Raw genomic sequence first — 12,404 nt, forward strand, 5'->3', positions numbered from 1 at the left:
AAGTTACTATAGTTAAACAAATAAAGTATTGTTCGCATCTAAGTCAACAATGAAATTAGATTTTTTTTTAAAATTAATCAATATTAAAAGTGTTGTTTTTTCTTTATTATTTTTATTAGCCTCTTCTTTTTTTGCCCTCTCTATTCCAAGAATCTCTGAAAAACTTCTCTTTCGACAGACCCTTTTTATTATGAGTATAGGAGGAGGTGCTACAATTTTTGCTCGAATCCTAGGAATTGTCATCAATCAATATATCGATAGATTTATAGACAAAAAAAATCCCCGTACAACATCTCGAATCTTGCCTAGCGGGCTCGTTTCTTTAACTTCTGTAAAAATCCTATTATTTATTTGCTGTTTAATATTTTTATTTTCTTGCATTCTCTTAAATATTTTAGTGTGGGGGCTTCTTTCTATTTTGCTCTTCGTGCTCTATCCCTATATGAAGCGCATATCCCTACTGTGTCATTGGGTATTGGGTTTTATTTATACTATCGCCATTTTGATGAATTTCTCAGCTCTATCCCAAGGAGAGATTCCTAAATCTTTAAAAATTGTCGCAATATCTTGGGGAATAAGCGTAGGACTTGTGATTTCAGCAAACGATATCATTTATGCTATTCAAGATATTGCCTTCGATCGCTCAGAAGGACTTTGTAGTGTTCCAGCACATTTTGGAAAAGAGAAAAGTATATGGATTGCTTCAGCGTGTTTAATTTGCAGCTTAGTGTTATATCTATCTTTAGGTTGGCAAGGATCTTTAAATAAAATCTTTTATCCTTTAGCTGCTCTTCCTTTAGGAACCATTTGTTATGTTCTTAAAAGCTACCATGCAATAAGAAAATCTAAAATAGCAAAGGAGTCGTGCTTTTTCTTTGCAAATATTTTTATAGCATTATCTTTTTTTATTAGCATGACCTTATTATTTTTAATCTCAACATGTACTAAGCCGTGAAACGTTTTGTTATTGGTATCTCAGGGGCTTCGGGGATCATTTTAGCTGTAAAGCTGATAGAACAACTTGCTGCTATGAAGCATCACGTCGATGTTGTGATTTCTCCCGCAGGCATGAAAACATTATATTACGAACTCAGTTGCCAATCTCTCACAGCATTATTTTCCCAGGATATTCTTCCATACATCCATGTTCACAGGATAAAAGCTATAGAAAGTCCGTTAGCTTCAGGATCTTATTCCGTAAATGCAACTATCATTATTCCTTGCAGCATGGCAACAACAGCAGCTATCGCTATTGGACTTGGAGACAATCTCTTAAGACGCGTTGCAGATGTTGCTCTTAAAGAAAAACGCCCCCTCATTTTAGTTCCTAGAGAAACTCCTCTTCACACAATTCATTTAGAGAATTTATTAAAATTAAGTAAAAATGGGGCTATAATTTTCCCTCCTATGCCTATGTGGTACTTTAAGCCTCAATCAGCAGAGGATATAGAAAATGCTATAGTGGGTAAACTTCTTGCTCTTCTAGAAGTTCCAAATACTCTAACTAAAGAATGGTCAGGCCCTTCTTATTGTTAGCTAGTACGCCTTCCATTAATAACTTCATGAAGGTTTTCAATGGCGATAAATGCTGTAGGGTCTTCTCTATGCACAATTTCTTTTAATTGCGAAAGTTGAAGACGCTCAACAACAATGTAAAGTAAATTCCTAGGTTCTCCAGAATATCCGCCTTCAGCATGAATATAAGTAAGACCTACTCCCAAAGAATCCATAAGAATATGACCAAGTTTTCTTGGAGAAGATGTGATAATTGTTACAGATTTAGTGTCTTCAAGTCCTAAAATTACTGTATCCATTACCTTTGTTGCAATTCCATAAGTTAGAAAAGAAACAAAAGCTGTATGCCAATTTTGATAGGCAAAGCCTGCAAAAGCAAAAATAAAAAAGTTTACAAATAGAATAACTTGTCCAACTGTATAACCTCTTTTTTTGTTGATTATAATTCCAAGAATCTCTGTTCCATCTGTGGAACCACCATGACGAATAATCAAACCACAACCAACGCCAATAACAGCACCCCCTAAAACTACGGTTTCCATTTCAGATCCTTTGAAAACCACGGGACTAATCCCTAACCATAAAGGAAGCACATCTATTAACCATAAGGCAAAAGAAAAGATTATCACTGCAGTCATCATCTGAATGACAAAATATTTTCCGATTTGTCGAAAAGCTAAAATGACAAAAGGAAGATTGAAAATAGCTAAACAAAAGGGGAGATATTTATGCCCAAGAAAATGCGAAGCGATAATAGATACTCCAACAATCCCCCCATCAATAAGTTTATTGGGAACTAGAATCATTTGGATCCCACAGGCAGCAAGAAACCCTCCTAGAACAAACCAACTTAAAGTCTTAGAGAAATATAAAGGAAAACTAAATTTTTCAGGGCGAGGGCCGTGGGACATCTTTAGACCTTTAAGTGAAAATTTCGCGAGAGACGGGGCTTGAACCCGCAACTTCCGCCTTGACAGGGCGGTGCTCTAACCAATTGAACTACTCCCGCAATTTGGACACGACAGGATTTGAACCTATGACCCCCTGTGTGTAAGACAGGTGCTCTAACCGCTGAGCTACGCATCCAAAGAAGATAGGATGGTTAGGCTACCAGAAAAAATAGTTTATCTACAATCATTTTGTGATGATTCTTAATCAAAATTCACTCTATAAAGGTAGAATCTTAGCTAAAAACTTGACTAAGGTCAAAGTTGGTTAAGAAAGTTTCAAAACTCTTTTGGGTTTGCTGAAATTCCTGCTCACTAATGACTCCAAATGGCGAATTTTGTATAAACAAAGGACTCATACTAATATAGTTTTCCGACACAGTAGCATATTCTGAAGAAGGATCCCCGTATATTTTTGGTCCAAGAAGTTCTCCAATGTAATAATGATTTTTATTAACAGAGCCTAAAAATAGGGGTTTTTCATAAATCATTTCTTCTCCAGGAGGCACAAGTCGTACACCCTTCCACGACGTTAACTCTGGACTTGCAGGAAAATTAACATTCAAACCCGTTAAACAGGGAAAAGGACTAGATAAAAGATATTCTATCAATATTTTTAAAATGAGAGGAGCCTTCTCTTGTTGAAAACAAGAAATATGTTGATCTTGAGATAAAGCTATTGCCGGAATATCATCCAATAAAGCTTGTTTAGCTGCCCCTATAGTTCCTGATAACCAAGCATTCTTTCCATAATTATTTCCACAATTAATTCCAGAAATCAAAAGATTTGGAGGAGAATCTTGAAACATTGTTCTCAAAGCAATCTTAACACAGTCTACTGGAGTTCCTTTTACAGCCCAAGCTTCTTGAACTTCTTGATGATACGAATAAGGAGAAGCACAAAGAACTGTACTAAAAGAGAAAGACATACTTTTCCCAGATTGTTCTGTATGAGGAGCAACAATATAAAGATCTGCTATATCTGTAGCGGCTAAAGCAGAAACTAAATAACTCATACCTTTAGCTTCAATTCCATCATCATTAGTTAAAACTATTTTCAATCTTTGAGACACAAAATACCAATTACGAGAGCTTATAAAATGCAGATTCTCTTCTATTTCTTTTTTTGAGATTTAAATGAACCATTTTGATGAACGGCCAAAGCGATATTATGACGAGTTAAGGGAAAAATCTCTTCTAATATTTTTAAGCTTTGTTCCGCTTTAGATCTTAAAGAAATTACAGGACAACGGCAAGTTACTCGAGCAAAACCATTTTCTTTTGAGAATTTTTTTATTAAAAACTCTGGAACAAAAATTAATGGACGCAAAATTGTCACTCCGAAATGTATCATATCTAAAACAGGAAGCATTCCCGCAAACTCAGCCTTGTGCAAAAGATTCATAAGAGTTGTCTGCACAAGATCATCTCTATGATGACCAAAAGCTATGGCAGTAGCTCCACAATTTTTAGCTTCCTGAAATAATAGACGTCGCCGAACTTGAGAACATGAATAGCATTCAGGAATTTCTGGAGCATAAGGAGAAACGAGAGAGACAAAGGGGATTTGAAGCCGATCGCAAATCTGCATTAAATAAGTTTTGCTAACCTCTGTTCCACATGAATATCTTCCTCCAATGTTTACTGCGTGAATATCTATTTTTGGGAATCCTCTTCCAGAAATAGCTTTAAGCATTATCAATAAAGAAAGACTATCTTTCCCTCCGCTTAAAGCCACAACAATTTTTCGATGATTTTCTAGCATAGAATAGGTATACAAAGCTTTTCGTATAAGGCTTTCGATTCGCTTCCCAGTTTTCATCCATGGAGGTTGTAACAATATTGTTGGCATATAAACAAATGAGTTTTCTTTTAAAAAAGATATATTCTTAAGTATGATCTTTTTAAAAGCTAGTAAACTCATCATTGGTTTTTATCTCTAATTCAACTAAACTTTTTCAAAACTTCGTACTTAAGAGCGTACTATGTCTAAAAAGATCAACAGAAATGATCCTTGCCCTTGTGGATCTAATAAAAAGTACAAGCAATGTTGTTTAAAAAAAGAAAGCCTTACAGCAAGACATACTTCAGAAGGAAAGTTTAAATTCTCTGCGACAGTTCTTTCTAAAGAAGACGTAGAAAAATCTAAAGAAAGCTATACAAAATTATTCCAAAGGGTTTCAGCTCCCTTAGCAACAAAACAAAAAGAACAACTTTCTAAATATCATACGATAACGAAGAATAAAGAAACCATTAATAAGAAGGCGCTAAATCGAGCAAAAGCGAAAGAAGATCTCCTTGTTTCTGAGAAACTTAAGCAATACGACTTCCAAGTTTTGTCTACAATAGAGCAGCAAACAAAGAAGCAAGAAGTACCTTCATATTCCATAGAGAGTAGTTCTCAGAATACAAATTTTTCTCCTGATGTTTTTATTCCAACTCAAGAAGATTACCGTATAGCACCAAAACAAGCTCCTTCTTCTGAAGAGCCATCTAATGAAGAGTCACCTAATTAACATATTCATTAGTTTCTCATTGAGAATAAAGTTTTCTTTTTGAGATAATCGTTGTTTATTGTGCTGGAGTAGCTCAATTGGCAGAGCATTCGATTTGTAATCGAACGGTTGAGGGTTCAAGTCCTTTCTCCAGCATTTTTTTAAAGGGGGGTGTCGCATAGCGGTCAATTGCATCGGACTGTAAATCCGACTCCTTACGGATACGTTGGTTCAAATCCAGCCACCCCCAAAACTTTCTTTTTTTTTCAAAACTTTAATTAAAGTAAATTAATTCCATAATTTTTTAATTAATTGTTTTGACTATTTTTGTTTTCTCTGTTTTTTTAAAAAAAAAATGGAATAAAACAAAAAATGACAACACCCAATAATAATGAATGTTATTTCAAAGTTGATACTATTGTTGAAAACAACCTTTCAACATCGAATATAACAACATTTGATACCAAAGCTAAATCTATTAGCTCTAGTGCAACATTTTCTGTGGATGGCAATGCCACAGTGAAGATGGATACAAAAACTACAGAACTCACCTCTGCAGAAAAATACAATCTTAATACAACAAACATTGCAAATCGTATTTCTATAAATCTTCACGGGAATCGTCTTAGCAATGCTGCAATTCCGAAAAATGATTGTGAGCCTGTCCCAGCTTTTTATATTCGCTCTCCCGAATTTTATTATACAACACTTCCAGCAGATGCTCGAGCCAGATTTGGTGTAGGGGAAAAATCTCCAATGGAACTGATTACATATCAAACAGAGACGTATCAATCGAGAAATATAGGAAGAGCATGCCGTATTGTTAACTATGATCCTAAAACAAAGATCGCAACATTCCCGGGAACAAGCTATGTACAGCTACTTGCCAAAGGAACTTACATATTTTCTTTTGGAGTAACTAAGCGATGGGGATGGAATAACGGTTGGGGATCATCTATCTATTTAAAAAATGCAGCAAAAAATGACAAAAATTTTTCTAATACAACTATTAATGGAGGAGGAGGTTACCCCGAACAGGGGAATTTTGGAACAATAGTTCAAGTTACAGATCCAGCACCGAATCCCAACGTTGCTCTAGGAGATTATGATAAACATATTTTCTATATAACACAGGATAATGATTTCGCTGCTTTAAATTCTTTCTTTTTTAGCATTCTTTTCTACCCTTTGGAGGAATTTATCGTATGAAGAAACGACAAATCAAACAAACAATTTCAAACTCAACAAATTTTCCTCTTGACGAAACTAAAACATCTGGGGTCAAAGATCAAAATCTTTTCATGGATAACGCCACTCTTTCTGTAAAAGAAAATGTAAATATCGATAACTCTTTGTTTATCCGTAATCTTGCAGTAACAGACACGATAATATCCCCATGTGATGTTAACATAGGAGGGGACCTATCTACAGAAAAAACAGATCTACATCAGACTACGATTTCCAATGGTCTAAATATAACCTCCTTAACAGAAAAAAATCAGACACCAGTATTCGAAAATCTTAGCGATCCGCTTTCTCAAAGGGATGCTCTAACTTATGCATATTATAGAAAATTTAGCGTACAAGCTTATCAAAATAGTATTGAATATCAAAGTACATACAATATCAACACTGGAGCTGTGAAACTTTATGGGGGAAGCAGAGCATGGAGAACATATACAAGTATTACACCCAGATGTGCTCAATATTTTGATGTATTTGATGATCGAATTATTCCAAAACAGGCGGGTATTTATCAAGTCACACTACAATGTACTCGTTGGGAAGGAGATCATAGCGGTAATGATGATGCGAATTTTCTCTTATTTTTAATTTCTGGAAGTAATCGAAGCTTACTTTCTAGTACAGATACTCGTGGAATTTGGTTTTCTGATCGCACGACAAGAGTACTTCACGCCATCTTTCCTATTCCAAAGTTGACTACGAACCAGTTTTATATACAAGCGCAGACAACAAAACACTTAAAAATAAAATTTTTCTCAACCAATGTTATTTGGTTTCCTTTCAATACAAACTTCTCTGAGGTAGATTAATCATGACAAATTCTACAACAGCAAACTCTACACCAAAAACTAAGATATCTTTTCCTACATTTATCCGCCTTGACATTACGTCAAAAAATTTGACTGAAGATAAGAAAAAACAATCTTTTACGGTTGAAGGAGGAATTTCAACAGAAAACACCAAAGTTACAGAGAACATCAGTATCACAGAAGGAGGTTTAGATTGCCAACAAAACCTAAAAGTCGGAAAAGAGATTAATGTGACCCCAACGACATCCTCTTCTATGGATTTTCGTGGTCGTCTAAACCTCGCAGACTCTCATCTATATTATAAAAATTCTACGTCTAATTTACGCTCAGATTATAGAAACATTAATGATCGAGCTAATCAACAGTATGTCCCTTTTGGAGAATTCAAACGTAATAAAGTTTTATATACAGAGCGATCTGCAACCTCAAATGGAGCAGCATTTTGGGGAGACTTTCCTGGAGGAGCTCGAATTCCTTGGATGAGATTCAATACACAAAGCCTTAATTCAACAGGAGCAGTTAGTATCAATGATAATAAATTAGAATTCACAGCCACTTCACTAGAGCCTAAACTTTTGTGTATAAGAGTTTTTATGACTAAAGACGGTCGATGGCTTGATAATGGCACTGGAGGAGAATGTGCCTTAGGAGTTTCTTTGCCAAATGGCACAGAAACAATCTTGGCAGTCTCAACTTGTTCAGGACAAAGTAATTATAGAACTCGACCAATGGTATGGTTCTGCTCTACATTCTATGCCACTACAAATGGACATTTTTTCTTAAAAAATAACGGAGGAACCTTCCGGGTAAGATTTTTCTCTTGGAATGTAACTATTCTTCCTTACGTTCTTTAAAACTATCTCCCAAGTAATCTTGGGAGATTTTTGACTATTCAGTTAAACTAGTGTGACTTTACTTAAATATAAAAATCACCTAGATCAATAAATCAATTTTATTTTAATAAAAATAGAGCGATATAAGTCCGATTTTGAACCGTCATACAAATCCTCTTGTTGTTTTTTAGAGGAGAACTTGATTCTTTTTGAAAAAATATAGCATAATAAGTGGTTTATCATCACTTGAAAGGGTTTATTTATGGCAAGCAAGAACCGTGAAATCATCAAATTAAAAAGTTCAGAAAGTTCTGACATGTATTGGACCATAAAAAATAAAAAGAAAACAACAACTCGACTAGAACTTAAAAAATATGATAGAAAACTGCGTAAACATGTAATCTTTAAAGAAGCTAAGTAAAAGATTTTGTATATCGGCTCTACAAAACCTTTTATATAAAATTGTAGGCTGAAAATTGTGAAGCTAGAATTATTTATAGCTATAAAATATTTAATCCCCAGAAGAAAGCGAATTTCTTCCTCTATCGTTTCTTTATTTTCTATGGGGATTATTTCTCTTGTTGTTTGGTTATCTGTTGTCTTTATTTCTGTAATTCATGGCTTGGAGCAAAGATGGCTTAATGATCTTTCGCAGCTTCACGCCCCCATTACAATGCTTCCATCTAAATCTTATTATGATTCTTATTTTTATCAAATAGACAAACACTCTGAGCTCTCTAACTATACGACAAAAACGCTCGGAGAAAAACTGCTCTCTTCGTGCAAAGATCCTTATGACTCAGAAACAGATTACCTTCTCTCTCAAACGTTCCCTAAGCCAGATTTAGACTTTGATGGAACTTTAAAAGATCCAGTAGCAACAGCTGTACAAGCTCTAACTCCTTATTTAGTACAAAAACAGGCACAAATTTTAGAGTTTGAAGAAGGGATTGGGAACCTTTATATTGATACAGATACACAAAAATCTTTATCTCAAACATTTTCTCACTTTATTGCCTATTCTTCTAAAAATTTTTATGAAAATAGAATCTTGCCTTATGAAGAATCTGACTACTGCTCAAAAGACCTCAACAACCTGAATCGCAGCCCTCAAGGATGGAAGGAAGACTTTCACAGATTACAAGAGCGTTATCAAGGCTCTTCTATTATCCTCCCAATCAATTACAAAGATTTGGGTTATAAAATTGGAGATAAAGGAAGTTTCAGTACATATACCTTAGAAACACAGAAAGAAACACATTATAAAGTTCATATTATCGGTTTTTATAACCCAGGACTTTCTCCACTAGGAGCAAAAACCATCTTCATAGATTCGGATCTTGCAGCATCCATTCGATCCAGCTCAGAAGGACTTGGAATGAATAATGGATTTAGAATTTTCTTCGCTAACACAAAAGATATTCGTACAATTAAAGCTAAAATACAAAAGATTTTAACAACAGTAGGGATACATGATTATTGGGAAGTAGTTTCTCTTTATGATTATGAATACTTTAAACCTATTCTAGACCAACTACAAAGCGATCAAGTTTTATTTCTTTTTGTAACGATTATTATTCTTATTGTGGCCTGTTCCAATATCGTGACCATGTCCATACTTCTAGTAAATAATAAAAAGAAAGAGATCGGAGCTCTCAAAGCCATGGGAATCTCATCAAAAAGCCTCAAACAAATTTTTGCTTTTTGTGGAGCAATATCTGGAAGTTTTGGGATGCTACTGGGAACGCTTCTTGCAATAATAACTTTAAAAAATCTAGAGGTGATAGTAAAAGGCCTGAGTTATTTACAGGGGAGAAATGCTTTTAACCCAATTTTCTTTGGAGAAAATCTTCCAAATATTATTCATCCACAGGCAATATTATGGTTAAGCTTTGGAACTCTAATTTTAGCTACAATTTCAGGAGTTTTACCTGCAAGAAAAGTTGCAAAAATGCAAGTTTCTGAAATTTTAAAGGCTGATTAATTATGACTCCTCTTATAGAAGCCAATAATCTTACAAAAAATATTTCACAATATGATCAAGAAATTTCTATACTAACAGATGTTAGTCTCACCCTTCATGCCGGTGAGACAGTAGCTATCACTGGTCCCTCAGGAAATGGTAAAACTACTTTACTTCACTTATTAGGAACTCTAGATACTCCTTCGTCTGGAAGTTTAAAATTTTTTGGAAAAGAATTAAAGAATGTAAACCATTCCAATTTTCGAAATCAACATATAGGATTTGTCTTTCAAAATTTTTATCTACTTGAAGATGATTCGGTGTTAACCAATGTTTTGTTACCAGCAATTATTGCTAGAGTAAATACTTCCAAAGGCTCTTATATCTATAAAAGAGCTTTAGAGCTTCTAGAATCTATAGGTCTTTCTCATAAGCTTTCGACTCTTTGTGCAAAACTTTCTGGAGGAGAAAAACAACGCGTAGCCATTGCTAGAGCTTTAATAAATGAACCTGTAATTATTTTGGCAGATGAACCTTCAGGAAACTTGGATAATATAGCTTCGCAAAGTATTCACGAATTACTTCTTTCTCAAGCAAACTCTAATCGAGGAGTTCTTATTGTCACGCATAATAAAAAACTTGCTTCCCAATGTCATCGAGAAGGGAATTTAGTCGAGGGTCGACTTCTTTTTTGATTTATTTCAATTCAGATTTTGCTATGGTCTCATTTCAATTAATAACTTGAAATTAGAGAAAGAATAATTAGAACAACTTAAAACGCTTTTTGTTTGGAAAAAAAATTGAACAATTTTTATAATCCTGTCCTCTGATAAAGCGGTTACACTGTTATGGAAAAAAGAAAAGATACAAAGACGACTCTAGCTAAATCTTCTGATCCAAAGTCTTGGTACGTGATAGATGCTGCAGGAAAAACTTTAGGACGATTATCTTCTGAAATAGCAAAAATTTTACGTGGCAAACATAAAGTCACATTTACTCCACACATTGCTATGGGAGACGGAGTCATTGTTATTAACGCAGAAAAAATCCGTTTAACAGGAGCAAAAAAAGCTCAGAAAGTTTATCGCTACTACACAGGATATATTTCCGGATTAAGAGAAATTCCCTATGAAAACATGATTGCAAGAAAACCTACATATATTATCGAGCATGCAGTTAAAGGAATGATGCCAAAAAATCGTTTAGGTAGAAAACAATTAAAGTCCTTAAGGATTGTTAAGGGAGAGTCATACGCAGAGTTTGAAGCTCAAAATCCGACTGTAATAAATTTTAATTTAGGGTAATTTGTGGCAAAAAATACATTACAAGAATCCGTAGCTACAGGGAGAAGAAAACAAGCTGTTTCTAGCGTGCGACTTCGTCCAGGAAGTGGAAAAATTGATGTTAATGGAAAAGCTTTTGAAAATTATTTTCCTTTAGAAATTCAAAGAAACACGATTTTATCTCCTTTAAAAGCTATAGGAGATAAGACTCAATATGATCTTATTGTTCGTGTTCATGGAGGGGGGATTCAAGGGCAAGTTATTGCTACTAGATTAGGCTTAGCTAGAGCATTGCTTAAAGAAAACAGTGAATCTAAACAAGAATTGAAAAGTTATGGATTTCTTACACGAGATCCAAGAAAAAAAGAACGTAAAAAATATGGTCATAAAAAAGCTCGTAAAAGCTTCCAATTTTCAAAACGTTAATTTCAAAAAGCCTTTCTTTTTAAAGAAAGGCTTTTCTTCTTTTGGGAATTCCAAAATAAGCTGTTTGTTTTTTGTTTCGATAAGCTAAAGAGTAAAAGCGATTTCCAAACAACTCAAAATCCTTTCCTACAACATATAAATTAACTTTTCCGACACTTTCTGAAGAATGAAGGAGACTTTGAGAATCTTTCTTTAACAATACGTGAGACATATGAGATTCTCCTTGAGTCTGAAGAAATACTAACCCTCCTATAGGAAGATCCTCAAACTTTTTTACAGGAATGCAATCTAAATATTGATCTTGAGCATTTCTTGGAATGCTTAGCCCTTGAGACTGATACAAAAGATTTATAAATCCTGAACAATCTACTCCAGAAGAAAAAAGATTATTGTGTAAGCTACGTCCACCCCATAAATAAGGGCGATTTAAAAACCTTTCAGCATCTTGCAATAAATTTTTAATTGAAATCTTTTCCTCAAAGCGACGTACATGTAGAGGGTTACACGAAGGTTTTTCTATGCCAAAAAATTTAGACAGACAGTTAGAAACAGTAGAAGGAAGAAGCAATCTATGGTCAGAATCTAAGGTTAATAAACTTCCAAAAGGTAATGGAATATTCCAAGGATCTAATGTTGCTGAAAAAGATATTACAGCGGCATTTGGATGATAATTTGTTGGAAATGTGCAGGGGGAAACCTGTTTAGAAAATAAGTTTCCAGGGTAGGGGCGCCAAAAATCACCATCTTTTATGAGTTGTGAACATGCGTAATATCTTCCACACTTATATAATACACGCTCTCCAAAAAGTAGTTGAGTCTCCAAACCACCAGTTTCAGAGAATAAATCTGCAACAGGAGAATACAGTTGATAGCGTTGCATAGACTTCA

Annotated in this window: 15 protein-coding genes and 4 tRNA genes; 13 read left to right on the forward strand and 6 right to left on the reverse strand. The window is 34.5% G+C overall.

The window, feature by feature from the left end:
• Positions 1-49 precede the first annotated feature (49 nt).
• Positions 50-955, forward strand: a complete 906-nt coding sequence (locus JMS40_RS03600) for a UbiA-like polyprenyltransferase (RefSeq protein ID WP_201456918.1) — start codon at positions 50-52, stop codon at positions 953-955.
• The gene (locus JMS40_RS03605) at positions 952-1,536 is read left to right on the forward strand and encodes a flavin prenyltransferase UbiX (RefSeq protein ID WP_201456919.1); all 585 of its coding nucleotides are present in this window, start codon (positions 952-954) and stop codon (positions 1,534-1,536) included. Before JMS40_RS03600 ends, JMS40_RS03605 begins: the two co-directional genes overlap by 4 nt.
• On the opposite strand, the gene JMS40_RS03610 is transcribed toward JMS40_RS03605, so the two are convergent.
• The 5 genes from JMS40_RS03610 to JMS40_RS03630 form a co-directional block, all read right to left on the reverse strand.
• Entirely contained in the window at positions 1,533-2,426 is an 894-nt protein-coding gene (locus JMS40_RS03610) for a YitT family protein (protein WP_201456920.1), read from the reverse strand. The genes JMS40_RS03605 and JMS40_RS03610 overlap by 4 nt on opposite strands.
• A gap of 24 nt (positions 2,427-2,450) precedes the next feature.
• Positions 2,451-2,524: transfer RNA gene (locus JMS40_RS03615), tRNA-Asp, on the reverse strand.
• Positions 2,525-2,528: 4 nt separating this feature from the next.
• Positions 2,529-2,601, reverse strand: a tRNA-Val gene (locus JMS40_RS03620).
• A 97-nt stretch (positions 2,602-2,698) separates the two neighbouring features.
• Positions 2,699-3,535 carry a 5'/3'-nucleotidase SurE gene (gene surE, locus JMS40_RS03625; RefSeq protein WP_201456921.1) on the reverse strand — a complete coding sequence of 279 codons (837 nt, stop codon included), beginning with the start codon at positions 3,533-3,535 and terminating at the stop codon, positions 2,699-2,701.
• Between the two features lie 41 nt (positions 3,536-3,576).
• Entirely contained in the window at positions 3,577-4,314 is a 738-nt protein-coding gene (locus JMS40_RS03630; protein ID WP_201456922.1) for a tRNA 2-thiocytidine biosynthesis TtcA family protein, read from the reverse strand.
• 133 nt (positions 4,315-4,447) lie between these two features.
• Between JMS40_RS03630 and JMS40_RS03635 the strand changes: the two genes are divergently transcribed.
• The 11 genes from JMS40_RS03635 to rpsI all read left to right on the forward strand — a co-directional run bounded on the left by JMS40_RS03635 (position 4,448) and on the right by rpsI (position 11,516).
• Positions 4,448-4,978, forward strand: coding sequence for a YecA family protein (locus JMS40_RS03635; protein WP_201456923.1), 531 nt, complete (start codon positions 4,448-4,450; stop codon positions 4,976-4,978).
• A gap of 62 nt (positions 4,979-5,040) precedes the next feature.
• A tRNA-Thr gene (locus JMS40_RS03640) sits at positions 5,041-5,113 on the forward strand.
• 11 nt (positions 5,114-5,124) lie between these two features.
• A tRNA-Tyr gene (locus JMS40_RS03645) sits at positions 5,125-5,207 on the forward strand.
• Positions 5,208-5,329: 122 nt separating this feature from the next.
• Positions 5,330-6,166 carry a hypothetical protein gene (locus tag JMS40_RS03650; protein WP_201456924.1) on the forward strand — a complete coding sequence of 279 codons (837 nt, stop codon included), beginning with the start codon at positions 5,330-5,332 and terminating at the stop codon, positions 6,164-6,166.
• Positions 6,163-7,011 carry a hypothetical protein gene (locus JMS40_RS03655; RefSeq protein ID WP_201456925.1) on the forward strand — a complete coding sequence of 283 codons (849 nt, stop codon included), beginning with the start codon at positions 6,163-6,165 and terminating at the stop codon, positions 7,009-7,011. The genes JMS40_RS03650 and JMS40_RS03655 overlap by 4 nt, the downstream gene beginning before the upstream one ends.
• 2 nt (positions 7,012-7,013) lie before the next feature.
• A complete protein-coding gene (locus JMS40_RS03660) occupies positions 7,014-7,865 on the forward strand; it encodes a hypothetical protein (RefSeq protein WP_201456926.1) in 852 nt (283 codons plus the stop codon).
• Between the two features lie 241 nt (positions 7,866-8,106).
• A complete protein-coding gene (gene rpmG, locus JMS40_RS03665) occupies positions 8,107-8,265 on the forward strand; it encodes a 50S ribosomal protein L33 (RefSeq protein ID WP_201456927.1) in 159 nt (52 codons plus the stop codon).
• A gap of 57 nt (positions 8,266-8,322) precedes the next feature.
• Entirely contained in the window at positions 8,323-9,828 is a 1,506-nt protein-coding gene (locus JMS40_RS03670) for an ABC transporter permease (protein ID WP_201456928.1), read from the forward strand.
• 2 nt (positions 9,829-9,830) lie between these two features.
• Positions 9,831-10,502, forward strand: a complete 672-nt coding sequence (locus JMS40_RS03675; RefSeq protein ID WP_201456929.1) for an ABC transporter ATP-binding protein — start codon at positions 9,831-9,833, stop codon at positions 10,500-10,502.
• 153 nt (positions 10,503-10,655) lie between these two features.
• Positions 10,656-11,111, forward strand: a complete 456-nt coding sequence (gene rplM, locus JMS40_RS03680) for a 50S ribosomal protein L13 (protein WP_201456930.1) — start codon at positions 10,656-10,658, stop codon at positions 11,109-11,111.
• Between the two features lie 3 nt (positions 11,112-11,114).
• Positions 11,115-11,516, forward strand: coding sequence for a 30S ribosomal protein S9 (gene rpsI, locus JMS40_RS03685; protein WP_201456931.1), 402 nt, complete (start codon positions 11,115-11,117; stop codon positions 11,514-11,516).
• A gap of 19 nt (positions 11,517-11,535) precedes the next feature.
• On the opposite strand, the gene JMS40_RS03690 is transcribed toward rpsI, so the two are convergent.
• A complete protein-coding gene (locus JMS40_RS03690; protein ID WP_201456932.1) occupies positions 11,536-12,396 on the reverse strand; it encodes a C40 family peptidase in 861 nt (286 codons plus the stop codon).
• Positions 12,397-12,404: the final 8 nt, after the last annotated feature.

The sequence above is a fragment of the Chlamydia sp. 17-3921 genome, assembly GCF_902705545.1.
In the GTDB taxonomy this organism is placed as follows: Bacteria; Chlamydiota; Chlamydiia; order Chlamydiales; family Chlamydiaceae; genus Chlamydia.